Genomic DNA, 26,311 nt, shown 5'->3' with positions numbered 1-26,311 from the left:
TCATGCGGGCACACGAGGCCGGGGCGCTGCACGGCGACATCGGCAACCGGGGACCGGCGTGGCTGCGGACCCCCGAGGACGTGAACGCGTTGGTGCCGCAGCTGTGGCCGCGCACCGTCGTCCGTACGGAAGAAGGCGCCCTCGAGGTCGGCGGGGTGAGCGTGCGCGACCTGGCGGCGGAGCACGGCACCCCGGCGTACCTGCTCGACGAGGTCGACCTGCGGGCGCGCTGCCGCGACTTCGCGGCCGCGTTCGCCGGCGCGGACGTCTACTACGCGGGCAAGTCGTTCCTCTGCAAGGCCGTGGTGCGGATGATCGACGAGGAGGGGCTCTTCCTCGACGTCTGCTCCGGCGGCGAGCTGGCGGTCGCGCTGTCCGCGGGCTTCCCGGCCGAGCGCATCGGCTTCCACGGCAACAACAAGTCCGTGTCCGAGCTGCGCCGGGCGCTGGACGCCGGGGTCGGCCGGATCATCCTGGACTCGTTCCACGAGATCGAGCGGCTCACCGCGCTCGCCCGGGAGACCGGCAAGCGGCCCGCCGTGCTGATCCGGGTGACGGTCGGCGTGGAGGCGCACACCCACGAGTTCATCGCGACCGCGCACGAGGACCAGAAGTTCGGCTTCTCGCTGGCCGGCGGTGCCGCGTTCGAGGCGGCGATCCGGGTGCTCGACGAGGGCGTGCTCGACCTGCGGGGCCTGCACTCGCACATCGGCTCGCAGATCTTCGACACCTCCGGTTTCGAGGTCGCCACCCGGCGGGTGATCGAGCTGCAGGCGCAGATCCGCGACGCGCGCGGGGTGGAGCTGCCCGAGCTGGACCTCGGCGGCGGGTTCGGCATCGCGTACACGACGCAGGACGACCCGTCGACGCCCGGCGACCTGGCCAAGCGGATAAACAAGATCCTCGCCGGGGAGTGCGACGCCGCGTCGCTGGCGGTGCCCCGGCTCTCCATCGAGCCGGGCCGGGCCATCGTGGGACCGGCCGTCTTCACCCTGTACGAGGTGGGCACGGTCAAGGACGTCGACGGCATCCGCACGTACGTCAGCGTGGACGGCGGGATGAGCGACAACATCCGGACCGCGCTCTACGACGCCTCGTACTCCGCCACCGTGGCCGGCCGGACCTCGCCGGCGCCGCCCCTGCTCGCCCGCGTCGTGGGAAAGCATTGTGAATCCGGGGACATCGTCGTGAAGGATGAATTCCTGCCCGCCGACGTGCAGCCCGGAGATCTTGTTGCAGTGCCCGGCACGGGGGCGTACTGCCGGAGCATGGCCAGCAACTACAACCACGTGCCGCGCCCGCCGGTGGTCGCCGTCCGTGACGGCGTCTCCCGGGTGATCGTCCGCCGGGAGACCGAAGAAGATCTGCTCGCATTGGATGTGGGATGAGTTCTGGCAAGCCTGCGGTTCGTCTGGCCCTGCTCGGCTGCGGCACGGTCGGCAGCGAGGTCGTCCGGCTGCTGCACGACCAGGCGGAGGACCTGACCGCCCGGATCGGGGCGCCGCTCGAGCTCGTCGGCGTCGCGGTGCGCCGGCTCGGCCGCGAGCGCGGCAACCTCCCGGTCGACCCGGCGCTGTTCACCACCGACGCGCTGGGCCTGGTCAAGCGGGACGACGTCGACGTGGTGATCGAGGTCGTCGGCGGCATCGAGCCGGCCCGCTCCTGGCTGACCGAGGCCCTGCGCGGCGGCAAGAGCGTGGTGACGGCCAACAAGGCGCTGCTCGCCGAGGACGGCGCGACCCTGCACGACGCGGCCGCCGATGGCGGCGCCGACCTGTACTACGAGGCGTCGGTGGCCGGTGCGATCCCGCTGCTGCGCCCGCTGCGCGAGTCGCTGCACGGCGACCGGGTCACCCGGGTCACCGGCATCGTCAACGGCACCACCAACTTCATCCTGTCGTCGATGGACGCCACCGGCGCCGGCTTCGGCGAGGCGCTGGAGGAGGCCACCGAGCTGGGGTACGCCGAGGCCGACCCGACCGCCGACGTCGAGGGCTTCGACGCCGCCGCGAAGGCCGCGATCCTCGCCTCGCTCGCGTTCCACACGCGGGTGACCGCGGCCGACGTCTTCCGCGAGGGGATGACCGGCGTGACGGCGGCGGACGTGGCCAGCGCCAAGGAGATGGGCTGCACGATCAAGCTGCTCTGTCTCGCCGAGCGCGGGGCGGACTCCTCGGGGAGTGAGTCGGTCAGCGTCCGGGTGCATCCGGCGATGATCCCGCGCAGCCACCCGCTGGCCGGCGTGGGCGACGCGTTCAACGCGGTCTTCGTCGAGGCCGAGGCCGCGGGGCAGCTGATGTTCTACGGCCGGGGAGCCGGGGGTACGCCCACCGCCAGCGCCGTGCTCGGCGACGTCGTGGCGGCCGCCCGCAACCGGCTGGCCGGCACCCGCGCGCCGAGCGAGAGCGCGTACGCCCACCTGCCGATCCGCCCGATCGGCGAGGCGGTGACCCGCTACCACGTCAGCCTGGAGGTGGCCGACCGCCAGGGCGTGCTGGCCACGGTCGCCGGCGTCTTCGCCCGGCACGAGGTGTCGATCGCGACCGTACGGCAGTCCGGCCGGGACGAGGACGCGATGCTCGTCATCGTCACGCACGGCGCGCCGGATGCGAATCTGGCGGCGACGGTGGAGGACCTGCGCTCGCTCGACATCGTCCGGTCGATCGCGAGCGTGCTACGCGTCGAGGGAGGGGCCTGACATGCTCGATCACGTCGGTTTCCAGTGTGCGGACCTGGCCGCCAGCGCGGCCTTCTACGACCGGGTGCTCGCGCCGCTGGGCGTGCGGCGGATGATGGACCACAAGGTCGCGATGGGCTACGGGGTCGACTTCCCGGACTTCTGGATCGGCGAGCACAACTCCGGCGAGGGCTTCCGCGAGTCGCACATCGCGTTCAAGGCGGTCGACCGCGCGGCGGTCGACGCGTTCTTCGCGGCGGCGGTGGAGGCGGGCGCCGAGGTGCTGCACGCGCCGGCCGTCCACCCGGAGTATCACGAGAACTACTACGGCGCGTTCGTGCGCGATCCGGACGGGAACAACGTGGAGGCCGTGTCCCACGGTCCCGCATAGTGGATGCACCGTCTCGCCATCCGGCGGGCTGCGGCATCCTGGGGAAAGTCAGCGGAGAGGAAAAGACCATGTGGCGGGGACTGATCGAGGCGTACCGTGACCGGCTCCCGGTCTCGGCGGCCACCCCGGTGGTCACCCTGCACGAGGGGAACACACCTCTCGTGCCGGCTCCGGTGCTCTCCCGGCAGACCGGCGCGGAGGTCTACCTGAAGGTCGAGGGCGCCAATCCCACCGGCTCGTTCAAGGACCGCGGCATGACCATGGCCGTGTCCAAGGCGGTCGAGGAGGGCGCCAAGGCGATCATCTGCGCCTCCACCGGAAACACCAGCGCGTCGGCGGCGGCGTACGCCGCCCGGGCCGGCGTCACCTGCGCGGTGCTCGTGCCGCAGGGCAAGATCGCCCTGGGCAAGCTCGCCCAGGCGCTGGTGCACGGCGCCAAGCTGCTGCAGGTCAACGGCAACTTCGACGACTGCCTCGCGCTCGCCTCGAAGCTGTCGCAGGACTTCCCGGTGTCGCTGGTCAACTCGGTCAACATCTTCCGCCTGCACGGCCAGAAGACCGCCGCCTTCGAGATCGTGGACGCGCTCGGCACCGCCCCGGACATCCACTGCCTGCCGGTCGGCAACGCGGGCAACATCTCGGCGTACTGGATGGGCTACGAGGAGGACCGGGAGGCGGGCAACAGCAAGATCCTGCCGAAGATGTACGGCTTCCAGGCCGCCGGCGCCGCGCCGCTGGTCACCGGCCAGGTGGTGCCCGAGCCGTCGACCATCGCCACCGCCATCCGCATCGGCAACCCGGCGAGCTGGACCAAGGCGCTCGACGCCCGGGACGCCTCCGGCGGGCTGATCTCGGCGGTGACCGACCGGGAGATCCTGGCGGCGTACCGGTTGCTCGCCCGCGAGGTCGGCGTCTTCGTCGAGCTGGGCAGCGCGGCCAGCGTGGCGGGCCTGCTCCAGCAGGCCGGGGCGGGCATGATCCCGGCCGGCGCGACGGTGGTCTGCACCGTCACCGGGCACGGCCTGAAGGACCCGGAGTGGGCCATCTCCACGGCGCCGTCGCCCACCACCATCCACAACGACGTCCTCGCCGCCGCCCGGGCCCTAGATCTCGTCTGACCGCCCCGGGGGTCGCCGGCAAAGGTCCGGGGGCGCCGCCGCCGAGTCCTCCATGGCGACCCGGACCAGGGCCGCCATGGCGTCGCGGACGGTGTGCAGTTCCTCGCCCGTCAGCCTGGTGAGGAGCTTTCGCTGCCGCTCGGCGCCCGCCGTGATGATCCTCGAGATCAGCTCGTGGCCGGCCGGGCTCAGGCTGATGCGCCGGACCCGGCGGTCGTGCGGGTCCTCCGCGCGGGTCGCGAGGTTCTGGGCCACGAGCCGGTCCACCATGCCGCTCAGCGTGGCCAGGCTCACTCCCAGCAGGCCGGCCAGCTCGCGGCCCGACGTGGCGCCCGATCTGTGCAGAAGGAAGAGAATTTTCAGCTGCGACATGGTGAGCTGGGACGTGAAGAGCGGATCCGAGCGGTCGTACGCGAACAGGTGCTGAAGCTGCTGCTGGGCGCCCATGATGTCGGCGATCAGTCGTTCCTGGTCCGCCACCGCACCTCCCGCCCCGCCGAAAACCATTTGTTCGCGTCGGGCAAACTATATGCCCAGGACGAACTTAATCGGGGGAGCACATGTCATTCCTGACCAGGCTCAGTCTCGCCAACCGAGGGTTGGTCGCCCTCATCGCGGTGGTGATCACCGGCTTCGGCGTCTACGCCATCCCGTCCCTCAAGCAGCAGCTCCTGCCGTCGCTGGAGTTCCCCGGCGCGTTCATCGGCGTGGTCCTGCCGGGCGCCAGCCCGGAGATCATGGAGGAGCAGGTCACCCGGCCGATCGAGGACGCGGTCAAGGGCGCCGACGGCCTGGACACGATCCAGTCGACCACGCGTGAGGGCTCGGCCACGATCCTCGTGCAGTACGAGTTCGGCACCGACCTCGACAACGCGATCAACCAGCTCACCACCTCGGTCAACCGGATCCAGCCCACGCTCCCCGACGACGTCGAGCCGACCATCTTCGCCGGTGGCACCGACGACATCCCCGCCATCGTCCTCGCCGCGACCGGCGGCTCCGGCCAGTCCGACCTCGCGCAGCGGCTGCAGCGCACCGTCGTACCAGAGCTCACCGCCATCGAGGGCGTGCGCGACGTACAGATCACCGGCACCCGCAAAGAGCAGGTCGTGATCAAGCCCGACCTGGCCAAGCTCGGCGCCGCCGGGGCCGACCCCCGCGCCATCGCCACCCTGTTGCAGAGCAACGGCATCTCGGTGCCGGCGGGCGCCCTCACCGCGGACGGCCGCTCGCTGAGCGTGCAGGTCGGCACTCCGATCACGACCGTGGACCAGCTCCGCGCGCTCTACCTCACCGGCAGCAAGGGCCCGGTCAAGCTCGGCGACGTCGCCACGGTCACCAGCGAGCTCGCCACGGCCACCTCCTTCACGCGTACGGACGGCGTCGAGAGCCTGGGCGTGGCGGTCACCGCCGCCCCCGACGGCAACGCCGTCGCCATCTCGCACGCCGTCCGCGAGAAGCTCGCCGAGCTGGAGGGCTCCTCCGGCGCCAAGCTGACGGTCATCACCGACCAGGCGCCGTTCGTCGAGCGCTCCATCGAGAGCCTGACCACCGAGGGCCTGCTCGGCCTGGTCATGGCCGTCATCGTCATCCTGGTCTTCCTGCTGTCGGTGCGGTCCACACTGGTCACCGCGGTGTCCATCCCGCTGTCCGTGCTGATCGCGCTGATCGGGCTCTGGATCGGCGACTATTCGCTCAACCTGCTCACCCTCGGCGCGCTGACCATCGCGGTCGGCCGCGTCGTGGACGACTCGATCGTCGTGCTGGAGAACATCAAGCGCCATCTCGGGTACGGCGAGACGAAGGTCCACGCCATCATGTCCGGGGTGAAGGAGGTCTCCGGCGCGGTGACCGCCTCCACGCTGACCACGGTCGCGGTCTTCGCCCCGATCGCCCTCGTCGGCGGCTTCGTCGGGCAGCTGTTCGCCCCGTTCGCCATCACCGTCACCGTCGCGCTGCTGGCCTCGCTGTTCGTGTCGCTCACGGTCGTGCCCGTGCTGGCGTACTGGTTCCTGCGGCCGGCGGCCGGCGGCAGCGAGTCCGAGGCCGTGCGCCTGGCGGCCGAGGAGAAGGAGCTGCGCAGCCCGCTGCAGCGCAGCTACCTGCCGGTCATCCGCTGGGTCACCCGCAGCCGGGGCACCCGCTGGGCCACCGTCGCGCTCGGCGTGCTGGTGCTGATCGGGACCATGGGACTGGCCAGCAAGCTCGAGACCAACTTCCTCGACGAGTCCGGCCAGGACACCATCATGGTCAACCAGGACCTGCCGGTCGGCACCAGCCTGGCGGTGACCGACGAGGCCGCCAAGAAGGTGGAGGCGGTCCTCGCGGCCCGCGACGACGTCGAGACCTACCAGGTGACCGTCGGCAACGGCGAGTTCAACCCCTTCGTCGGCTCGGGCGGCGCGAGCGGCGCCAGCTTCAACGTCGCGCTCACCGAGGACGCCGACGCGGCGAAGATCTCCGACGAGCTGCGCGAGCAGTTCAAGGGCATGACCGGCGTCGGCGAGGTCACCGTCGGCGGCGACAACGGCAGCGGCTTCAACGCCGACGAGCTCGCGGTCGTCGTGCAGGCCGCCGACCAGAAGACCCTCGCCGCGGCCACCAAGCAGGTCGAGGAGGCGATGGCCGGCACCAAGGGCGTCACCGACGTGAGCACCTCGCTCGCCGCCAGCGTGCCCCGTCTGGAAGTGGTCGTGGACCGTGCCGAGGCGGCCCGCCGGGGCCTGACCGAGGCCGCCGTCGGACAGGCGGTCGCCGGATCGTTCCGTGCGGCGCCGGCCGGAAAGATCACCGTCGACGGGGCGAGCCGGGACGTGGTCGTCACGCTGGGCGCCCCGCCCGCCGACGCCGACGCCCTGCGCAAGCTGCCGATCACGACGCCGGCCGGCCCGCCGGTGCCGCTGGACACGGTCGCGGACGTCAAGGAGGTCGACGGCCCGGAGGAGGTCACCCGGATCGACGGCAACCGCAGCGCCACGGTCAAGGGCACCGCGACCGGCTCCGACGTCGGCGCCACCACGAAGGAGCTCACCCAGCGGCTCGACGCCCTGACGCTGCCCGCGGGGGCGAAGAAGAAGATCGGCGGCGTGAGCCAGGAGCAGGCGGAGGCGTTCGCCGACCTCGGGCTCGCGGTCCTCGCCGCCATCGCGATCGTCTTCGTCATCATGGTGGCGACGTTCCGTAGCCTGCTTCAGCCGCTGCTGTTGCTGATCTCGATCCCGTTCGCGGCGACCGGCGCGATCGCCCTGCTGCTCGCGACCGGCACCCCGCTCGGCGTGCCGGCCCTGATCGGCGTGCTCATGCTGGTCGGCATCGTGGTCACCAACGCCATCGTGCTGATGGACCTGATCAACCACTACCGGACCGCCGGCATGGGCGTCCAGGAAGCGGTGATCGAGGGCGGCCGGCACCGGCTGCGCCCGATCCTCATGACGGCCATCGCGACCATCTTCGCGCTGCTGCCGATGGCGCTGGGCCTGACCGGAGAGGGCGGCTTCATCTCGCAGCCGCTCGCCGTCGTGGTCATCGGCGGCCTGGTGAGCTCCACGCTGCTGACGCTGGTGCTGGTGCCGGCGCTCTACACGATGGTGGAGAACACCAAGCTCAAGGGGCGCGAGCGGCGGGAACGCCGGCGGGCCCGCAAGGCGGTCGCGGCCAGCGGCACCCCGGAGCAGGCGCCGGCCACGGCCGGCCGGTCCGACGCCCCGAGACACGCGGCGGCCGGCCCCGAGCCGATCGTGCCGGCCGACGTCCCGGCGCCGGACTCCAGCGGCGGGGCACACGAGGCACCGGCGGGCAATCCCGCCCACTGATCGCGGGCGTACCGGTCGTCCGGCGCGAGCCGAGGCGGCCGGTACTGTTCGCGTACGTGGCAACTCCCCTCTCGGTCCTTACCCGTAACCGCGACTTCCGCCGCCTGTTCGTCGCGGAACTGGTCGTCTTCGGCGCCGACTGGTTCGTCATGGTGCCGCTGCTGGTACTGCTCCCGGAGCTGACCGGCAGCGGCGTGTGGGGCGCGCTGGTGCTCGCCGCCGACACCGGCATCACCGCGGTGCTGCTGCCGTACGCGGGCACGGTCGCCGACCGCAAGGACCGCCGCGTGATCCTCATCGCCGCCAACGCGGCGGCGCTCGTCGCCACGTCGCTGCTGTTCCTGGTGCACTCGGCGGCCACCGCCCCGCTCGCCCTCGTCGCGATCGGCGCGGTCGCCGTCGCCAAGGCGTTCTACTCACCGGCCGCGTCGGCCGCGCTGCCCAACGTGGTCGATCCCGGGGACCTCCCCGCGGCCAACGCGGTGGCCGGCTCGGCGTGGGGCACGATGACGATCGTCGGCGCGTCCCTCGGCGGCATCGTGAGCGGCGCGTTCGGGCCGTACATCAGCTTCGGGGTCGCCGTGGCCGGCCTGCTGGCGGCGGCCGTGCTGACCTTCCTGATCCGCCGGCCGTTGCAGGCCCCGCGGGACGCGTCGGCCCCCGCACCGCGCACCTGGCACGCGCTCGTCGAGGCGCTGCGCTACATCGGCACCAGGCCGCGGATCCGGGCGCTGGTGACGGTGAAGTCGGCGGTCGGGCTCGGCAACGGGGTGCTCACGGTCTTCCCCCTGCTCGCCGGCGTGTACGGGGTCGGCGCGCTCGGCACGGGTCTGCTCTTCGCCGTCCGCGGGGCGGGCGCGCTGGTCGGCCCGCTGCTGATGCGGCGGGTGCTGGACCACCGCTCGTGGCTGCTGCCGGGCCTGGCCGTCTCGATGAGCTTGTACGGCCTGAGTTACCTCGGCGTGGCGCTGGTGCCGTGGTTCCCGCTCGTGCTGATGCTGGTCTTCCTGGCTCACTTCGCGGGCGGCACCAACTGGGTGCTGTCCAACTACGCGCTCCAGGGCGAGGTGCCCGACCGCCTCCGCGGACGCGTCTTCGCCACCGACATGATGCTGGCCACGCTGGCGATCTCGATCAGCCAGCTCGGCGCGGCGCTCGTCGTGGACCGGGTCGACCTGCGGGTGATCGTCATCTCCTGCGGCCTGATCACCCTGGTCTACGCGATCGGCTGGCGGGCCGCGACCCGCAACCTGTCGCTGGCGGACACGCCCGCGCCCGGCGAACCCGCGGTCCGGCAATGACGGTCGCGGCACAGGCCGTCCGGCCGGGCCTCAGCTCCCCGGCGGGTAGGCCGTCGGATCGTGGGGGGCGTTGCGGGGCGCCGGGTAGGCGGTGTGTCCCGGCCCCTGGACGCCGGGCCCGGCCGGGAAGCCACCGGGGGCCGCCGGGAAGCCACCGGGGGCCGCGGGGAAGCCGCCGGGGGCCGCGGGGAAGCCGCCGGGGGCCGCCGGGAAAGCGCCGGGGGCCGCCGGTGCGCGGGTCACCACCGCGGCGACGAGCAGGCCGACGCCCGCGGCCAGCAGCAGGCTGAGCACGATGCCGACCGATGCGGTCGCCACCGCATAGCGGGAGCCGGTGCCGCCCATGGAGCGGACGACCTGCGGAAACACCGCGAACCACAGCATGTTGCACAGCTGGCTCGCCACCAGCAGGCCCAGCCCCAGCCGGGCGAGCATGACGCTGCGCGGGCCCAGATGCGCGCGGCGGGCCGAGACCACGACCAGGCCGGCGACCAGCACGGCCAGCAGCGGCAGCTGGGTCAGGAGGGCCGGCAACAGATATCCCACGCTCATGACCGCGACCGTAGCCGAGGGGTACGACATCGCCGGAGTCCGCCCCGTAACGCCCGCGCCGCGCGGGCTGTCCGGTTCCTGCCGTGCTGGTGACGCGCCCGAGTCGATCAAGGCCTAGCATGTGGCGATGGGCCTGACCTTCGTCTCCGAGCCGGTACGGGTGCGGACTCCCGCCACCAGCGCCAACCTCGGCCCGGGTTTCGACGCGCTGGGCCTCGCGCTCAGCCTGCACGACGACCTGTCCGCCCGGGTCACCGGCGACCGCTTCACCGTGTCCGTGTCCGGGGAAGGGGCCGGTGAGCTTCCCCGGGACGAGACGCACCTGGTCGTGCGGGCGATGCTGCGCACCTTCGACGAGCTGGGCGGGCGCCCGCCCGGTGTCGCCGTCGAGTGCGTCAACCGGATCCCCCAGGCTCGCGGGCTCGGTTCCTCCTCCGCCGCCATCGTCGGGGGCGTGCAGCTCGCCCGGGCGCTGGCCGGTGGGCAGATGTCCGACACCGACGCGTTGCGGATAGCCGCCGAGCTGGAAGGGCATCCCGACAATGTCGCGCCGTGCCTGCTCGGCGGGTTCACCATCGCCTGGACCGAGGAGTCCGGGGCCCGGGCCGTGCGGCTCGGCACCGCCGCGGGCGTGCGCCCGACCATCTTCGTCCCGCAGGAGCGCGGCCTGACCTCGACGGCACGGGCCGCGCTGCCGCCCAGCGTGCCGCACGCGGACGCCGCGTTCAACGCAGGGCGCTCCGCGCTGCTCGTGCACGCGCTCGGCGCCGACCCCGGCCTGCTCTTCGCGGCGACCGAGGACCGCCTGCACCAGGCCTACCGGGCCGGCGGCATGCCCGGCACGGCCGCGCTCGTCGACGCCCTGCGGTCGCTCGGTGTGGCCGCCGTGGTGAGCGGGGCGGGTCCGACGGTGCTCGCGCTGAGCCCGGTGCCGGCCGATTTCGACCCGGGTACGGCGTGGCGCGCCGAGACGTTGAGCGTGGATGTCGCCGGAGCCCTTGCCGGAGGGAGTATGGTGGAACACGCCGAGCGGGACCCTGTTGCCGCAGGTCGTCAGAGTTGACTACGCTCAGGACCTAGCACAGCCGCGAAGCAAGCGATCTCTGCGGTTCGGCGCGCACCCCCGAGACATACGCCGATCTGGCTCGTCTCAACTCTTTTCAAGGCACACGCCGGGCAGCAGGTCATCAGATCGCTGCACTCGCCGAGACCTACCCGTCGCTGGACGACGGGTCGGGAAACCGTCGAGCTGCCGTGCTGCAAAACTCCCGCGCCGCAGTTGCGAAGCGGGTTCCGAGGGCACCCGGCCACCAGGCTGCTGCAGACCCGGGTGGTCTTGGCTTTTTCGACGGAAGGAATCCATTGAGCGACACCACCGACGTGACGTCGGGTGTTTCTGACGTCGCTGATGACGGCGCCACCACCGCGGCTGTCACCAAGCGCCGCCGCGGCGGCACCGGGCTGTCCGCGATGCTGCTGCCCGAGCTGCAGAGTCTCGCCGCCTCCCTGGGCATCTCCGGCACCGCCCGGATGCGCAAGGGTGAGCTGATCGCCGCGATCTCGGAGCGGCAGAGCGGCGGGGCTCCGGCCGCCGCCGAGAGCACTCCGCGCCCGCGCCGCGGCAACAGTGCCGCCGCGGCGTCGGCCGACGCCGGTTCCACTCCCGCGCCCGCCGCCACCGCCGCTTCCTCCGCGGCCGGTCAGCCGGCACCGGCGACCACGGAGACGGCCCCCGCAGCCGCGGAGCGGTCCGGTCAGCAGGCCGGCCAGCGGGCCGAGGAGCCCGCCGCACGCACCGAGGAGCAGCCTGGGCAGCGGGCCGACGAGCAGGCCGGCCAGGCCGAGCCCGAGCAGGGCCGCCGCAGCCGCCGGGACCGGCAGGAGCGCCAGGACCGGCCGGAGCGCCAGGACCGGCCGGAGCGCGAGCCTCGCGACCAGGGCGAGACCCGCACCGATGGCGCCGAGAGCGGCGAGCGTGCCGAGCGCACCGACCGCTCCGAGCGTGGCGACCGCAACCGCGACCGCCAGCGCAACCAGCAGCGCTCCGAGGGCGGCGACCGCAACGACCGGGGTGACCGCAACGACCGGGGTGACCGCGGCGACCGCAACGACCGCGGTCCGCGCAACGACGGACACGACGACGACGACAACGAGAACGGCGAGGGCGGGCGGCGCAGCCGGCGCAGCCGCTTCCGGGACCGTCGCCGCGGCCGGGACCGCGACGGCGACGGCGGTCGCGAGGGCGGCCGGGACGGCGGTCGCGAGCCGCACGTCAACGAGGACGACGTCCTCGTGCCGGTGGCCGGCATCCTGGACGTGCTCGACAACTACGCGTTCGTGCGGACCACCGGTTACCTCTCCGGCCCCAACGACGTCTACGTGTCGATGTCCCAGGTCAAGAAGCACGGGCTGCGCCGCGGCGACGCGGTCACCGGTGCCGTGCGGGCCGCGCCGCGCGACGGCGAGCAGCGGCGCGACAAGTACAACCCGCTGGTGCGCCTGGACACCATCAACGGGATGGAGCCCGAGGAGGCCCGCCGCCGCCCCGAGTTCTACAAGCTCACCCCGCTCTATCCGCAGGAGCGCCTGCGCCTGGAGACCGAGCCGCACATCCTGACCACGCGCGTCATCGACCTGGTGATGCCGCTCGGCAAGGGCCAGCGCGCCCTGATCGTCTCGCCGCCGAAGGCCGGCAAGACGATGGTGCTGCAGGCGATCGCCAACGCGATCACCCACAACAACCCCGAGTGCCACCTGATGGTCGTGCTGGTCGACGAGCGGCCCGAAGAGGTCACCGACATGCAGCGCTCGGTCAAGGGCGAGGTCATCGCGGCCACGTTCGACCGGCCGCCGCAGGACCACACCACGGTCGCCGAGCTGGCGATCGAGCGGGCCAAGCGTCTGGTCGAGCTGGGCCACGACGTGGTCGTGCTGCTCGACTCGGTGACCCGGCTCGGCCGGTCGTACAACCTGGCGGCGCCGGCCTCCGGCCGCATCATGTCCGGTGGTATCGACTCGACCGCGCTCTATCCGCCGAAGCGGTTCCTCGGCGCGGCGCGCAACATCGAGAACGGTGGCTCGCTGACGATCCTCGCGACCGCGCTGGTGGAGACGGGCTCGATGATGGACACCGTCATCTTCGAGGAGTTCAAGGGCACGGGTAACGCCGAGCTCAAGCTCGACCGGAAGATCGCCGACAAGCGGACCTTCCCGGCCATCGACATCCACCCGTCCGGCACCCGCAAGGAAGAGATCCTGCTCGGCAAGGAGGAGCTGGCGATCGTCCACAAGCTCCGCAAGGTGCTGAGCTCGCTGGAGTCGTCGGCCGCACTGGACCTTCTGCTCGACCGGCTCAAGCAGTCGCGGACCAACATCGAGTTCCTGATGCAGATCGCGAAGTCGACTCCGGGGGAGTGAGTAATTCTCCTGTCGCCTATTAGGTAAGGGTCAAAAGCGCCCGAAAAGGGGCGGTCACCGCAAGGTGACCGCCCCTTTGTCGCACACCGAGTGCGTTTCGTCTCGTAAGGGGTCGTGCGAACCTCCGGTATCACCTACTCGATTTGGGGGAGGGCGCTCGATGATCGTGCCTGGTTACCGGGACCATCCGCCGACACGGTGGGACCCGATCGCTCCCGTCGATCCGGGCGAGGCGGAGGACTTCCTGCGCCGGTGCTACCTGGAGAATCCCCGGCTCGGCCCGGTGGAGCCGCGGCTGGCCATCGTCCGCGCGCAGATCGCCGCCACCGGCAGTTACGTGCACACCACCGACGAACTGGCGTACGGCGCCAAGATGGCCTGGCGCAACTCGAGCCGGTGCATCGGCCGGCTGTACTGGCGCAGCCTCGTCGTCCTGGACCGCCGCCGCGCCCGGACCGCCGACGAGATCTTCTCCCTGCTCGTCCACCATCTCCAGGCGGCCGGCGGGGGACAGGGAGGCGGCAAGATCCGTCCGGTCATCAGCATCTTCGCCGCGGCGCAGCCGGGGCAGCCGTACGCGAAGCTCTGGAACGAGCAGCTCGTCCGCTACGCCGGGTACCGCCGGGGTGACGACGTGGTGGGCGACCCACGGCAGGCGGACTTCACCGCGGCGATGGAGGGCTTCGGCTGGCGGGGCAAGGGCGACGCGTTCGACATCCTGCCGCTCGCCGTGGAGGTGCCCGGCGAGCCGGTACGCCTCTACGAGCTGCCGGAGCGCGCGGTCCTCGAGGTGCCCATCACGCACCCCGAGCTCGGCTGGTTCGCCGAGCTGGGCCTGCGCTGGCACGCCGTCCCGGCCATCTCCAACATGCGCCTGACCATCGGCGGCGTGAACTACCCGCTGGCGCCCTTCAACGGCTGGTACATGGGCAGCGAGATCGGGGCCCGCAACTTCGCCGACGCGGACCGCTACAACTTGCTGCCCACCGTCGCCGAGCGGATGGGGCTCGACACGAGCAGCGAGGCCACCCTGTGGCGCGACCGGGCCCTGGTCGAGCTCAACCGCGCGGTGCTGTGGTCCTTCGACCGAGCGGGCGTGCGCATCAGCGACCACCACACCGAGTCCCAGCGCTTCATGAGCCACCTGAGCAACGAGGAGAGGGCGGGCCGTCCGGTGCCGGCCGACTGGACCTGGATCGTCCCGCCGATCTCCGGCGGCATCACGCCGGTCTTCCACCGCTACTACGCGGAGATGGACCTGCGGCCCAACTTCTATCCGAACGAGCACACGTGCCCGTACGCGCAGAACTAGGCGAACTCGTTCACGGCGAAGTCGTCGCGATGCCGCCACGACGCATCCGTGCGGACGTGCCCCGCGCGTACCCACTTGAGCAGCTTGACGGAGAACTCGTCGGCCGGGATGCGGCCGGCGCTGCGCACCACGAACCCCTCGGAGGTCTCCGGTGTGTGCCGCCGCGCCCACGCCGCGCGCGCCTCGCTGAGGCTGCCCCCGCGGTAGAGGACGGGCACCACCGGCAGCTCGAGGCGCTGCGCCCAGTCGACCGTGTCGTCCCAGCCGAGCAGCGTGCCGGTCTCGTCCCAGATGCCGAAGACGATGAAGACGCCGGGAAGGTCCCGGTAGGCGATGCTGCGCCGCGCCCACATCGACTCGCCGCAGACCCGCCAGTCGTCCGGGATCCGATAGGCCGTCATCGCCCACAGCGCCTTCGCCGGCCGGTCCCAGGGCTGGGTGCCGGAGTCGAGGGAGCGGGCGTACATGGCGTCGCGGGTGAAGGTGAGGTTGCCGCCGTCGAGCTTCTCCGTCACCACCAGCTCGCCGTCCAACCAGGACAGATCGTGCTGCACCTTGTCGTCGTCCGTGGCGCCGGGTGAGTCGGGCAGGTGGAAGGTCCGCGGATACTTTCCCGCCTGCCCGCTCATCAGAAGTCCCCCTCCGCCACCTGGAACACGGTCAGCCCCAGCGCACGCCACATGCGCACGACCTGCTGCCGGTCGTCGAAGACGCCGACCACGCGCCAGCGGTCGCGGATCTCCCGGTCGAAGATCTCCCGCTTGACGATCGCGTCCTTACGCGAGTCGCCCTCGGGCCGCATGAAAAGTCCTTCGTACGGCACGCCGACGTAAAGGTCCAACCAGGCCTCGGTCTCCGCCCGGCAGACCGCGTCGCGCCCGGAGCAGAAGACGATGGCGTGGCCGGCCGCGTGCATCGCCCGGACCGCCGTGATGACGGCCGGGTTCGGCAGGTCGGAGCCGACCCGCGCCCAGTCGAACGGACTGCGCCCGTTCATCAGCGCGACCGTGCCGTCGATGTCGACGAGCACGACCGGGGGCAGCTCGGGATCCGGCCGGTAGACGACCCCGGGGCCGCCCGGATCGACGTACGGCACCGGCAGCGGCAGGTTCCTGCCCGCCAGGTAGCGCTCGTGCATGCGGCGGATCGCCGCCTCGCCGACCCGGTCCTCCTCCGCCCGCTCGGCGTCGCGGCGCACGCATTCCTCGACGGGTACGTCGGTGAAGTCGTGCACCTCGAACGTCGCGTGGAAGCGTGCCGCGAGCTCCGCCCACTCGCGGACCGTCTTGGCCCGCAGGTTGGTGTCGTCGACGATCACGTCGCCGTGCGCCCGCAGCAGCGCCTCGACGGCCGCCCGCTGGGCCTGGGTGACCTGCGCCTCGGCGCGCTGGGTGAAGAGCCGTTCGCCGTGCAGCATCCGCCGCAGGTCGTCGCGGTTGACCCGGACGACCTGCGGTTGCAGCTTGCGTGCGAAGGTGGTCTTGCCCGAGGCGGGCAGCCCGCGGGTGATCAGCAGTCTCGTCATTCCTCACTCACCTGACTTCCCCCGGGGGTCACGTCGCCGGCCGGCCTGGCGAGCTGCCACAGGCCGGGACGGTAGTCCCTGCCGTCCAGCCGCAGGAACAGCGCGCCCCGGTGCTCGCTGCGCACCGCCCGGGCCGCGAACTCCCGACGGCCCCAGCCGTCGGGCAGGTCGCCCACGATCGCCGCGAACTCCTTCTCCACCTGGGCGGCCATCTCCTCGACGACCGCCACGAGCTCCCCGGCGACCCCGCGGACCCACGCGTGGAACTCGTCGGGCAGGGGTGCCGTCAGCGCGTCCAGGTCTCCGCCGGAGGCCAGCACCTCCCATACCGTACGGGCGGAGAGCCCCGTGACGAGGCGGTGCAGCCGGACGTACTCGGCGTACTTGATCTTCACGCGCTCGTCGGTGTCGAGCAGGTGCACCACCAGACCCTCCCGCCCGTCGCGCGGCTCGGCGGCGAGCGCCTCGGCCAGCGTCGCGTACGCGAAGGAGTCCACCCGCGGGCCCGGCCATCCCGGCACGCCGGCCGGGCCGCACGTGCGCCCGGTGGCGATGTCGACCGCGCCGAGCAGCACCAGGTCGTCCAGGGCGCCGTAGTCGACGACGATCCGGTTCTCCGGGTAGATGATCTCCACCAGGACCGTGCGCCCGGGCGGCGGCGTGAAGTCCGCGTACCGGGTCCGCAGGATCTCCGTGGCGTGCACGGCCTGAGCCGAGGCGAACGAGCCGCGCGTCGCGACGGCGAGCCGGTCCCCGTCGGGGTAGATGATGCCGAGCGACCCGTCCGCCTTGTCCGTCACCGCCACCGGGGCGTCCGGGCGCAGCGACGGCGCGTGCCCCTCGGTGTGGTTGAAGAACTTGGGCAGGGGGCGCGCGAGCACCGTGCCGGTCGTCGGATCCACCACGAGACCGCGGCAGGCGAGGGTCACCGGGGTCCAGGCGGCGGCGTACTGGCAGGACTCGGTGTAGTTGTAGATCACATACGGGCGCGAGGGGTGGCGCTGCTTCCGTACGTGCCCGTTTTCGACCGCGGTGGTCAGTTCGACCGGGTCGAGGACGTCGGCGAGCAGCGTCATGGCACGTTTCCTTTCCGAGGGAATGCCGCGAGGGCCGCTCACGTTATCCATCGCGGACCAGGAAACACCTCCTGATTTTCGGTTGGGGGGTGTGACATGGCAGACTGGTCCATCGGCCAGCAAAAGGTTCCGGTTCACGCCCTGAGCACTCGGCGACCCGGCGACCGCTTATCGAGAGAGACCGAGACGACATGAAGAGCGGTATCCACCCGGAGTACACGACCACCGAGGTCGTCTGCTCCTGCGGCAGCACCTTCACGACCCGCAGCACCGCCAAGGGCGGCGAGATCCGCGTCGAGACCTGCAGCGCCTGCCACCCCTTCTACACGGGTAAGCAGCGCGTGCTGGACACCGCGGGCCGGGTCGCCAAGTTCCAGGCGAAGTACGCCAAGGTCAACGCCGGCAAGAAGAAGTAACCGCCTCTACGGCGCCCGGTTCCGCACCACAGCGGGGCCGGGCGCCGTTGGTATGTAGGGGGAACCGTGAGCAACGACCGGCTGACCACGCTGCTGGACGAGTACGCGCAGCTCGAGAAGCAGATGGAGGACCCCTCCATCCACGCCGACCAGGCCCTGGTGCGCCGGGTCGGGCGCCGCTTCGCCGAGCTGGCGCCGCTCTACGCCGCCCACACCGAGCTCGAGGCCGCCCGCGCCGACCTGGCCGCGGCCAGGGAGCTGGCCGCCGAGGACCCGTCGTTCGCCGCGGAGGTCGAGGCGGTCGCCGCCACCCTGCCGCCGCTGGAGGAGAAGCTCGGCGAGATGCTGATCCCGCGGGATCCGCACGACGCCAAGGACGTGATCGTCGAGATCAAGGCCGGCGAGGGCGGCCAGGAGTCGGCGCTGTTCGCGGGCGACCTGCTGCGCATGTACACCCGGTACGCCGAGCGCCGCGGCTGGACCGTCGAGGTCATCGACGCGCAGGAGTCCGACCTGGGCGGGGTCAAGGACGTCTCGGTGGCGGTCAAGACCAAGGGCGTGCCCGAGGGCGGCCACGGGGTCTGGTCCCGGCTGAAGTGGGAGGGCGGCGTGCACCGCGTCCAGCGGGTGCCGGTCACCGAGTCGCAGGGCCGCATCCACACCTCGGCCGCGGGCGTGCTGGTGCTGCCCGAGGCGGAGGACGTCGACGTGCAGATCGACGCGGGCGACATCCGGGTCGACGTGTTCCGCTCGTCCGGTCCCGGCGGTCAGTCCGTCAACACCACGGACTCGGCCGTACGCATCACGCACCTGCCCACCGGCATCGTGGTGAGCTGCCAGAACGAGAAGAGCCAGCTGCAGAACCGCGAGCAGGCGATGCGGATCCTGCGCGCCCGGCTGCTGGCCGCCGCCCAGGAGGAGGCCGACGCCGCCGCCTCCGACGCGCGCAAGGCGCAGGTCCGCACGGTGGACCGGTCGGAGCGCATCCGGACGTACAACTTCCCGCAGAACCGGATCACCGACCACCGCATCGGCTACACCGCGTACAACCTGGATCTCGCGCTCGGCGGCGAGCTCGACGGCGTGCTCGACGCCCTCGCGGAGGCCGACCGGGCCGCCCGCCTGGCGGGCGAGTCCGAGATCAGCCGACGTCCGTGACCGTGAGGCGCCCGTCGGTGGTCACGCACGCGATCAGCTTGCCGGCGTTCTGACAGTTGTGGTCCGAGGGGGGTGCCATCACGCCCCGCAGCACCGCCCTGCCGGTGTCCTCGACCTTCCTGACGGCCACCTGGCCCGGCGGCTGGGACGTGGGCGTCAGCAGGTACAGCGCCTCCTGCCGGTAGGAATAGTTGAACACCAGCGTTCCGGTGCCCAGGTCGCCGACGCGCTGCCCGCTGGCGGTGTCGATCACGAAGTGGCGCGAGCCGCTCTCGTCGCCGGTGACCAGCAGGGCGCCGCCGCGCAACGGCACGCCCCCGGGCGAGCCGGTGGCGCGCCAGCGCAGCGCTCCGCTCTGCGGGTCGACGCCCGCCAAGCCGTCCGACCCGCCGACGCAGAGCACGCTGCCGCATCGGTAGACGCCCGCGGGGGCCCGCTCGCCGATGTGCCACTTGCGCCGCATCGTCTCGGTGTCGTACGCCGCGAGCGTCCCCTCGCCCTGGTCCACGCTCGCGACATACAGCGTGCGGCCCTCGACGGAGATGGTGCTGTACGACTCGCCCTGCGCACTCTGGCTCACCCAGGGCACCACCGCGGTGGCCACCACCCGCCCGGTCGCCGCGTCCAGAACCTTGATCTGCCCGCGGGCGCCGACGGTGGCCAGCCGGTCGGCGGCGAAGCCGGCCGGGGTGCCGACCGTCCAGCTCTCCGCGCCGCCGCCCGGCCGGGACCAGAGCGGCTTGCCGTCGCGCAGCCCGACCATGTGCAGGGTCTGGATCCTGCTGGCGTCGTCGTTCCATTCCACGAGCAGGGCCCGGCCGTCGCCGGCCACGGTGGCATCTCCGGGGTGCCGCCACAGCTCCCGGCCGGTGACCGCGTCGAGGGCCACGCTCTCCCGGAGGACCGGTTGCAGGCCGTGCCCTTCCTCCGTGGCGATCTCCTGCACCGACGCCGGCAGGAGCATCACCCCGGCCTCCACCGGCGGCATCCAGGCGGTGTCGCCCAGCGTGCTGTCGGTCCAGCGCACCGCACCGTCGCGCGCGCCGTACGCGGTGAGCTTGCGTTTCGCGCCGCTCAGCACATAGACCAGGTCGGACGTCGCGGCGAAGCTGTCGCCCTCGGACTGGAAGGCGACGGCCCAGAGCTGGCGCGGCGCGTGCGAGTCGGGCCGCGCCGAGCCCGTCAGGCCGAGCACGCAGAGCGCGGCGACGACCGCCGCCAGCATCCATCTGAGGTCGCCGGGGCGCAGTGGTCGCCGGGCCGGCTCGGCCGGGCTGTCCCGCTCGTCCGTGACGAGACCGAGATCGATGACGCTCATGGCGCCCAGCGTACGGCTCGGCGTCGATCGGCGTACGGGGTCAGGCGGGGGAGCGGCGCCCCGCGGCGTCGGCCAGTGCGGCGCTCAGGCCGCGCGTCTGCGCGCCGACCTCCGACCAGCCCGCGGCCAGACTGATCGGCGTGCCGGGGACGAGGACCTGCCAGTTCTCGCCGGCCGCGGCGGCGCTGATCCGGCGCGAGACCTCCGCCGCCTGGGCGGCGCCGGCGCCGGGGAGGACCACCACGAACTCGTCGCCGGCGAAGCGGGCCACGAAGTCGCCGCGGCGCATGACCCGGTTGAGGATCCCGGCGATGCGCTGGAGGACCAGGTCACCGCAGTGGCGTCCGTGCCGGGCGTTGACCGCGCTGAAGCCGATGAGGTCGCAGACGCCGATCGCCGCGCGCTCCCCGCGGGCCAGCATCGCCGCGACGTAGCGCTCGAGCTGGCGGCGGTTGGGCAGGCCGGTCAGCGGGTCGGTGAGCGTCTCGTCGCCGTAGCGGCCGGCGTCGCGGTGGGTCTCCTGGGCGTCCAGGCGAGCCGAGACGCCGTCCAGGTAGCCGTCGCGGAGCCGGTCGATGCGCTGGGAGGCGAGGCGGAAGGCGTACCGGTCGGCCTGGTGCGCGGCCTCGTGGTCACCGGCGGCGGCGTGGCAGATGCTGCGCAGGCGGGCCGGCTCGGCGGGCCCGAGGATCTCCTGCGAGACCGGTACGGCGTCGAGCCTGCGCAGCGCCTCGGCGGGCCGCCCGGCGGCGATGGCCAGGCATACCCCGCCGAGGTGGCGCAGGTCGCGCGACCGGACGCTGTCGCCCCCGCCGAGGAACAGGCTCTCGACGTCGGTGTCGGTGCTCTCGCCGAGCGCGGCGCGGCGGGCCAGGGCGTAGCCGTACACCGGGCGGCTGCTGGGGCGCAGGCGGGCGTCGGCGCCGGTGGTGACGTACCGGGTGAGCTCGGCGTCGATGTCGCGCAGCACCCGCAGGCAGCCGTCGGTGTCGCCCTGGTGGTCGAGGGCGACCGCGTTGCGCAGCCGGATCCCCGGGGCGGCGAAGAGCTCCGGCGCCATGCCGCCGGCCACGCCGACCTGGCGGGCCTGCTCGATCGCGGTGAGCGCGTGGCCGTGGAAGCCGAGGTACGAGTACGCCATCGCGAGGTCGTGCCAGCCCCACGCCGTCTCGGCGTCGCCGTCCGTCACGGCCGCGAGGGCACGGGAGGCCTGGACGAGATGGGTGACGCCGCGGTCCAGAGCGCTCTGCAGGTGGGCGCCGAGCGCGGCGAAGGCGTGCATCTGGCCGCGCAGGTACGGATCCGAGCTCTCGTGGACGGCGTTGGACGCACTGGTCATGGCGGTGGCGAACTCCGCGACCCGACCCAGGTTGATGAGCGCCCCGAAGCGCTGGACCAGCGCGTACGCGCGGGTCAGCGGGTCGCTGGTGACCTCGAGGACCTTGTCCAGGATGGTCAGCGCCTCGGCGGACCGGCCGCCTTGCTGGAGCTCGCCGGCGCGTCGCAGGTCGTCCACGCAGTCCGGGAGCTGGTCCAACCATGTCATGGCACCGCCACGGGCATTCCGCTCTCCTGTGTCGGGCATCGATCGGCGACCCGGCCGGCCACCGTCGCGCCACGACGTTCCATGATTATGCCGTGACACTCGCGCATGAACACCCCTCCGAAGGCACAGACCGGACGGGGTTGGCAGCCGCTCTGACCGGGGCGGCGGCCCGGCTGGCCGAGGCCGGGGTGGAATCACCGCGCGTCGATGCCGAACTGCTCGCCGCCCACGTGCTGGGAATCGGCCGCGGCCGGCTGTTGCTCGTGGACACCATCCGGGCCGCCGAGCTGCACCGGTTCGAGGAACTGGTGGCGCGGCGGGCCGCTCGGATCCCGGTGCAGCATCTGCTCGGCACGGCCGCCTTCCGGCATCTCGAGCTCGCGGTCGGCGAGGGGGTCTTCGTGCCGCGCCCCGAGACGGAACTGCTGGCCGGGTGGGGCATCGAGCACACCGCGCCCGGTGCCACCGTGGTCGACCTGTGCAGCGGTAGCGGCGCCGTTGCGCTCTCCGTCGCGGACGAGTCCCGCGCGGCCCGGGTGGTCGCCGTCGAACGCTCGCCCGCGGCGCTGGCCTTCCTGCGCCGCAACGCGGCGGCCTTCCCGGCGGTGGAGGTGGTCGAGGCCGACGTGACGGCCCCGGGCCTGCTGCGGGAGCTGTACGGGCAGGTGGACGTGGTGCTGTGCAACCCGCCGTACGTGCCGGACGGCACCGCCGTGCCCCCGGAGGTCGCCGAGCACGACCCCGCCGAGGCGGTCTTCGGCGGCGCCGACGGCCTGAGCGTGATCCGGCCGGTGGTCGCCCTGGCCGCGGCCCTGTTGCGGCCCGGCGGGGTGGTCGGCGTCGAGCACGACGACGTGCACGCCGCCGCCGTGCCGGCCCTGCTCACCGCGGACGGCCGGTTCACCGGGGTCGCGGGCCATCCGGACCTGGCGGGCCGGCCCCGGTTCGCGACCGCCCGGCGGGCATGACGGGCCTTCCGGGCGCCATGGCAGACTGCACCTCGTGATGCTCTACGACTGCCGCGCCGTGGCCGAGCGTGATCGCGGCATCGCCGCCGCCGTGGAGGCGATCAAGTGCGGCGAGCTGGCCGTCCTGCCGACCGACACGGTCTACGGCGTCGGCGCGGACGCGTTCACCCCGCACGCGGTGACCGCGCTGCAGAACGCCCGCGGCGTCGACCGCCGGGTGCCGCCCCCGGTGCTCGTCGGTTCCCGGCACACCCTGGACGGCCTGGTCTACTCGCTGCCCAAGGCGGCCCGCGAGCTCGCCGACGCGTTCTGGCCCGGCGCCCTGACGATCCTGGTGGAGCACTCGCCGAGCCTGCAGTGGGACCTCGGCGAGACCGGCGGGCGGGTGGCCGTGCGCATGCCGCTGCACCCGGTGGCGCTGGAGGTGCTGCGCGAGGTCGGCCCGATGGCCGTCACCACCGCCAACCGGGCCGGCCAGGCCGCCCCGGTCACCGCCGAGGAGGCCCGCGACCAGCTGGAGTACGCGGTCCGCGTCTACCTCGAGGCCGGCGTGGCGCACGACCCCGCGCCCAGCACGATCGTCGACGTCACCGGCGACGTCCCGCGGGTGCTGCGCGACGGCGCGGTGCCCTGGGCCGAGCTGCGCGACGTGGTGCCGGACATCCAGCCCGCGGGATCCTGACCATGCCGCCGTTCACCGTGCTGCACGTGTGCCTGGGCAACATCTGCCGCTCCCCGATGGCCGAGCGCCTGCTGCTGCTCGCGGCCGGGCAGCGGCTGGCCAAGCTGGACCCCGCCGCCGAGCCGGGCGAGCTGCTGCGCAGCGTCAGCGCCGGAACGGGCGGCTGGCACGAGGGCGAGCAGATGAACCCGCCCGCGGCACGGCAGATCCGGCTGCGCGGCGGCAACGTGGACGGCTTCGCCGCCCGCAAGCTGACCGGCGCGGACCTCCGGGAGGCCGGCCTGGTGCTCACCGCCACCGCCGAGCAGAGCGACTTCGTGCGCTCGCTGGCGCCCGGCGCCGCCGACCGCACGTTCGTCCTCGGCCAGTTCGCCCGGCTGCTGCGCGAGCTGGACGTCGCGGAGCTGCCCCCGGGCGGCACCGACCCGCAGGCGTTCACGGCCCGGGCCACCGCCCTCGTCGCGGCCGCCGACCGGCGCCGCGCGGGACAGGAGCCGCTGCCCGGCGACGACCTCGACGACCCCTGGGGCCGCGGCGACCAGACCTTCCAGCGCGTCGCGGACACCCTCGACGAGGCGCTGTACGCCCTGGTCGAGGCGCTGCTGCCCGGAGCGCCGAGGCCGGCGTGATCGTTGCCGCGGATGCCGCCGGGATCCGCCGCGCGGCCGGGTTGCTGCGCGCCGGGTCGGTGGTCGCCTTCCCCACCGAGACCGTCTACGGACTGGGCGCCGACGCCTTCTCCACCCGGGCGGTCGCCGAGGTCTACCGGCTCAAGAACCGCCCGTCGTGGAACCCGCTGATCGTGCACGTGGCGCACGTGTCGGCGGCCAGGGAGCTGGCCGCGCACTGGCCACGGGCGGCGGACGACCTCGCCGCCGCGTTCTGGCCGGGACCGCTGACCCTCGTCGTGCGCCGCGCCCCGCACCTCACCCAGGTCGGCGCCGACACGGGCACGATCGCCGTACGCGTGCCCGCGCACGAGGTCGCACTGCGCCTGCTGGAGGCCACCGGGCTGCCGCTCGCCGCGCCGAGCGCCAACCGCTCGGAGGGCATCTCCCCGACGACGGCCGAGCACGTGCTGCGCAGCCTGCCGGACGTGCCGCTGGTGCTGGACGGCGGCCCGGCGTCGTGGGGCATCGAGTCGACGGTGCTGGACGTGACCGGCGAGGTGCCCCGGCTGCTGCGACCCGGCGCGCTGGGGCTGCGCGAGATCCGCGAGGTGACCGGGACGATCGCCCTGCCCGAGGAGGTCGCGGACGGCTCGGCCCGCCCCTCCCCGGGGATGAGCAGGCGCCACTACGCCCCGCGTGCCAAGGTGGTGCTGACCGACGAGGTGGACCCCGCCGGCCTCGACGCCTCGGTGGGCGTGCTGACCTACGAGACCGCGGACGTCCCCGGCGCGGAGGTTCTCAGCGCCGACCCCCGCGAGTACGCGGCGGACCTCTACGCCGCCCTGCACCGACTCGACGACGCCGGCGTCGCGACCATCCTGGTCAAGACGCCGCCGCCCACCGAGGAGTGGCTCGCGGTCCGCGACCGGCTCTCCCGCGCCGCCGCCTAGTGCCGCAACGGCCGCCCGACCCCTCCGGTCGCTGACGGTGTGTGGCCGATGGTGCTCACGAAGCTCAAGATTGGTGAACTTTTATCCACAGGAAGCCGACATAGCGGATCGGATCCCCTCCGGCGGGACTAGCGCTCGATCGCGCTCCTGAATATCGTGCGGCGGTCTTAGCCACCCGACCCGGGGGACACATGAACTCTCGTTTCCATCTCCTCGTTCGCACCGCGGCCGCGTCGGCGCTGGCCGCCGGGGCGATCGCCGCGTTCGGCGCCCCGGCCCGGGCGGCCGACAACGTCGCGGACCTGGAGCTGAAGATCACCGGCACCAAGGTGGCCGCCACGAGCTCGGGCAAGTTCGTCAAGGCGACCATCAAGAACCACGGTCCGAACACCGCCGTCGACACGATCATCTACTTCGCCAACGAAGATCTGGACGGCGAGAAGGTCCAGCTCGAGGTGCCGGACGCCGAGTCCTGCGAGAACGAGGGCAAGAGCTTCGTGTGCATCGTCGGCGACATCCCCTCCGGGGCGTCGCTCGATCTGCCGATCAAGCTGACCCGTAAGGGCGGCACCGGCTCGGCCGGAAAGCTGTTCGCCGCGGTGGCACACGAGGGCATCGACGACAACGAAGGCAACGACGTCACTGCTCGTGGCGTCGATGTCCAGGTCGGCGTCAGCGGGCCGGACCTGTATGCCGTCGCCGCGGACGTGGCATCGGACGACAACGGCGGCAAGAAGCTGGTGGCGCCCGGCAGCGTCGCCGAACTGACGTTCGAGGTCGGCAACCAGGGCGACGTGGCCGTCGAGGGTTTCCACTTCGACATCCAGCTGCCGAAGCACGTCAGCTTCGCCGAGGAGCTCGAGGGCTGCACCTACGACGCCGCGAAGACCGTCGCCACGTGTACGTACGACGAGCTTCCGCTCGTGCCGGGAGACCAGGACCAGGTCGAGGACGACGAGATCTTCTCGGCCGTCGCCGGTACGACCGACATCAAGGTCGCCGCTGACGCGCCGTCGCCCAAGGACCTCACCGGCACGGTGAAGGTGAAGGCGATCATCGGTGCCGCCGTGGTGGAGGGACCCGTCGCCTCCCAGGCCGTGACCGAGCTGCCCGAGGGCATCGTCGGCGAGAAGGCCGAAGAGGGTCCGGTCGAGCAGGCGCCGCCGGCTCGCACCGTCAAGCCCGGTAGCACGGTGCCCGAGGTGGACAAGAGCGACAACACCGACCAGTTCGTGGTCTTCGTCGGCAAGACCGGTGGTGCCGGCGGCAGTGACAACGCCGCCGGCGGCAAGAACAACGCCGGCGGCAACCCGGCAGGCGGTGCCGGCGGTGCCGGCGAGCTTGCCGTCACCGGCATGCAGACCGCCCTGGTGGGCGGTGTGGGCGTGGCCGTGGTCGCCGTGGGCGGGCTGCTGCTGCTGAGCGCGCGCCGTCGCCGGGTCGTCCTGGTGACACCGGGGGACGAGACGTCGGCTCGCTGA

The 26,311-nt window shown here is 72.6% G+C and carries 23 protein-coding genes; 16 read left to right on the top strand and 7 right to left on the bottom strand.

The window, feature by feature from the left end:
- Nucleotides 1–2 precede the first annotated feature (2 nt).
- The 4 genes from lysA to thrC all read left to right on the top strand — a co-directional run bounded on the left by lysA (nucleotide 3) and on the right by thrC (nucleotide 4,186).
- Nucleotides 3–1,388, top strand: coding sequence for a diaminopimelate decarboxylase (gene lysA / locus IEY99_RS01020; protein WP_189198770.1), 1,386 nt, complete (start codon nucleotides 3–5; stop codon nucleotides 1,386–1,388).
- Nucleotides 1,385–2,698 (top strand): homoserine dehydrogenase, encoded by a 1,314-nt coding sequence (locus tag IEY99_RS01015; RefSeq protein WP_189198769.1) that lies wholly within the window; start codon nucleotides 1,385–1,387, stop codon nucleotides 2,696–2,698. The genes lysA and IEY99_RS01015 overlap by 4 nt, the downstream gene beginning before the upstream one ends.
- Nucleotide 2,699: 1 nt before the next feature.
- A complete protein-coding gene (locus tag IEY99_RS01010) occupies nucleotides 2,700–3,068 on the top strand; it encodes a VOC family protein (protein WP_189198768.1) in 369 nt (122 codons plus the stop codon).
- 68 nt (nucleotides 3,069–3,136) lie between these two features.
- Nucleotides 3,137–4,186, top strand: a complete 1,050-nt coding sequence (gene thrC, locus IEY99_RS01005) for a threonine synthase (protein WP_189198767.1) — start codon at nucleotides 3,137–3,139, stop codon at nucleotides 4,184–4,186.
- Here thrC and IEY99_RS01000 read toward each other — a convergent pair.
- Nucleotides 4,172–4,666 (bottom strand): MarR family winged helix-turn-helix transcriptional regulator, encoded by a 495-nt coding sequence (locus IEY99_RS01000; protein WP_229797973.1) that lies wholly within the window; start codon nucleotides 4,664–4,666, stop codon nucleotides 4,172–4,174. The genes thrC and IEY99_RS01000 overlap by 15 nt on opposite strands.
- A gap of 80 nt (nucleotides 4,667–4,746) precedes the next feature.
- Here IEY99_RS01000 and IEY99_RS00995 point away from each other — a divergent pair, with 80 nt between their 5' ends.
- Entirely contained in the window at nucleotides 4,747–7,998 is a 3,252-nt protein-coding gene (locus tag IEY99_RS00995) for an efflux RND transporter permease subunit (protein WP_189198765.1), read from the top strand.
- A gap of 56 nt (nucleotides 7,999–8,054) precedes the next feature.
- Nucleotides 8,055–9,299, top strand: coding sequence for an MFS transporter (locus IEY99_RS00990; protein ID WP_189198764.1), 1,245 nt, complete (start codon nucleotides 8,055–8,057; stop codon nucleotides 9,297–9,299).
- Nucleotides 9,300–9,329: 30 nt separating this feature from the next.
- Here the strand turns inward: IEY99_RS00990 and IEY99_RS00985 are convergent, their stop codons facing one another.
- Nucleotides 9,330–9,851 (bottom strand): hypothetical protein, encoded by a 522-nt coding sequence (locus tag IEY99_RS00985; protein ID WP_189198763.1) that lies wholly within the window; start codon nucleotides 9,849–9,851, stop codon nucleotides 9,330–9,332.
- A 127-nt stretch (nucleotides 9,852–9,978) separates the two neighbouring features.
- Here IEY99_RS00985 and thrB point away from each other — a divergent pair, with 127 nt between their 5' ends.
- The 3 genes from thrB (at nucleotide 9,979) to IEY99_RS00970 (ending at nucleotide 14,580) form a co-directional block, all read left to right on the top strand.
- Nucleotides 9,979–10,914: a homoserine kinase gene (gene thrB / locus IEY99_RS00980; RefSeq protein ID WP_189198762.1), complete on the top strand. Its 936-nt coding sequence runs from the start codon at nucleotides 9,979–9,981 to the stop codon at nucleotides 10,912–10,914.
- 299 nt (nucleotides 10,915–11,213) lie between these two features.
- Nucleotides 11,214–13,268, top strand: a complete 2,055-nt coding sequence (rho, locus tag IEY99_RS00975) for a transcription termination factor Rho (RefSeq protein WP_189198761.1) — start codon at nucleotides 11,214–11,216, stop codon at nucleotides 13,266–13,268.
- 160 nt (nucleotides 13,269–13,428) lie between these two features.
- Nucleotides 13,429–14,580: a nitric oxide synthase oxygenase gene (locus tag IEY99_RS00970; protein ID WP_189198760.1), complete on the top strand. Its 1,152-nt coding sequence runs from the start codon at nucleotides 13,429–13,431 to the stop codon at nucleotides 14,578–14,580.
- On the opposite strand, the gene IEY99_RS00965 is transcribed toward IEY99_RS00970, so the two are convergent.
- The 3 genes from IEY99_RS00965 to IEY99_RS00955 are packed head-to-tail and all read right to left on the bottom strand — an operon-like array spanning nucleotide 14,577 to nucleotide 17,181.
- The gene (locus IEY99_RS00965) at nucleotides 14,577–15,209 is read right to left on the bottom strand and encodes an RNA ligase family protein (RefSeq protein ID WP_189198759.1); all 633 of its coding nucleotides are present in this window, start codon (nucleotides 15,207–15,209) and stop codon (nucleotides 14,577–14,579) included. The genes IEY99_RS00970 and IEY99_RS00965 overlap by 4 nt on opposite strands.
- Complete coding sequence (locus tag IEY99_RS00960) at nucleotides 15,209–16,105, bottom strand: phosphatase domain-containing protein (RefSeq protein ID WP_189198758.1); 897 nt, start codon at nucleotides 16,103–16,105, stop codon at nucleotides 15,209–15,211. The genes IEY99_RS00965 and IEY99_RS00960 overlap by 1 nt, the downstream gene beginning before the upstream one ends.
- Nucleotides 16,102–17,181: an RNA ligase gene (locus IEY99_RS00955; protein WP_189198757.1), complete on the bottom strand. Its 1,080-nt coding sequence runs from the start codon at nucleotides 17,179–17,181 to the stop codon at nucleotides 16,102–16,104. The genes IEY99_RS00960 and IEY99_RS00955 overlap by 4 nt, the downstream gene beginning before the upstream one ends.
- A gap of 191 nt (nucleotides 17,182–17,372) precedes the next feature.
- Between IEY99_RS00955 and rpmE the strand changes: the two genes are divergently transcribed.
- The gene (rpmE, locus tag IEY99_RS00950) at nucleotides 17,373–17,597 is read left to right on the top strand and encodes a 50S ribosomal protein L31 (RefSeq protein ID WP_189198756.1); all 225 of its coding nucleotides are present in this window, start codon (nucleotides 17,373–17,375) and stop codon (nucleotides 17,595–17,597) included.
- Between the two features lie 66 nt (nucleotides 17,598–17,663).
- Complete coding sequence (gene prfA / locus IEY99_RS00945) at nucleotides 17,664–18,755, top strand: peptide chain release factor 1 (protein ID WP_189198755.1); 1,092 nt, start codon at nucleotides 17,664–17,666, stop codon at nucleotides 18,753–18,755.
- Here the strand turns inward: prfA and IEY99_RS00940 are convergent.
- Both IEY99_RS00940 and IEY99_RS00935 read right to left on the bottom strand, forming a co-directional pair.
- Complete coding sequence (locus tag IEY99_RS00940) at nucleotides 18,739–20,073, bottom strand: outer membrane protein assembly factor BamB family protein (RefSeq protein WP_189198754.1); 1,335 nt, start codon at nucleotides 20,071–20,073, stop codon at nucleotides 18,739–18,741. The genes prfA and IEY99_RS00940 overlap by 17 nt on opposite strands.
- A gap of 40 nt (nucleotides 20,074–20,113) precedes the next feature.
- On the bottom strand, nucleotides 20,114–21,619 hold the full coding sequence (locus IEY99_RS00935) for a GGDEF domain-containing protein (protein ID WP_189198753.1): 1,506 nt from the start codon (nucleotides 21,617–21,619) through the stop codon (nucleotides 20,114–20,116).
- Between the two features lie 92 nt (nucleotides 21,620–21,711).
- Here IEY99_RS00935 and prmC point away from each other — a divergent pair, with 92 nt between their 5' ends.
- The 5 genes from prmC to IEY99_RS00910 all read left to right on the top strand — a co-directional run bounded on the left by prmC (nucleotide 21,712) and on the right by IEY99_RS00910 (nucleotide 26,311).
- Entirely contained in the window at nucleotides 21,712–22,587 is an 876-nt protein-coding gene (gene prmC / locus IEY99_RS00930; protein ID WP_229797970.1) for a peptide chain release factor N(5)-glutamine methyltransferase, read from the top strand.
- Nucleotides 22,588–22,624: 37 nt separating this feature from the next.
- The gene (locus IEY99_RS00925; protein WP_189200476.1) at nucleotides 22,625–23,269 is read left to right on the top strand and encodes an L-threonylcarbamoyladenylate synthase; all 645 of its coding nucleotides are present in this window, start codon (nucleotides 22,625–22,627) and stop codon (nucleotides 23,267–23,269) included.
- A gap of 2 nt (nucleotides 23,270–23,271) precedes the next feature.
- On the top strand, nucleotides 23,272–23,898 hold the full coding sequence (locus tag IEY99_RS00920; RefSeq protein ID WP_189198751.1) for an arsenate reductase/protein-tyrosine-phosphatase family protein: 627 nt from the start codon (nucleotides 23,272–23,274) through the stop codon (nucleotides 23,896–23,898).
- The gene (locus tag IEY99_RS00915; protein ID WP_189198750.1) at nucleotides 23,895–24,830 is read left to right on the top strand and encodes an L-threonylcarbamoyladenylate synthase; all 936 of its coding nucleotides are present in this window, start codon (nucleotides 23,895–23,897) and stop codon (nucleotides 24,828–24,830) included. Before IEY99_RS00920 ends, IEY99_RS00915 begins: the two co-directional genes overlap by 4 nt.
- 191 nt (nucleotides 24,831–25,021) lie before the next feature.
- Nucleotides 25,022–26,311 carry a hypothetical protein gene (locus IEY99_RS00910; protein ID WP_189198749.1) on the top strand — a complete coding sequence of 430 codons (1,290 nt, stop codon included), beginning with the start codon at nucleotides 25,022–25,024 and terminating at the stop codon, nucleotides 26,309–26,311.

The organism is Couchioplanes azureus (assembly GCF_014648355.1).
In the GTDB taxonomy this organism is placed as follows: domain Bacteria; phylum Actinomycetota; class Actinomycetes; order Mycobacteriales; family Micromonosporaceae; genus Actinoplanes; species Actinoplanes azureus.
The sequence above is the reverse complement of the archived record's forward strand: the minus strand, read 5'-3'. Positions and strand labels throughout refer to the sequence as shown.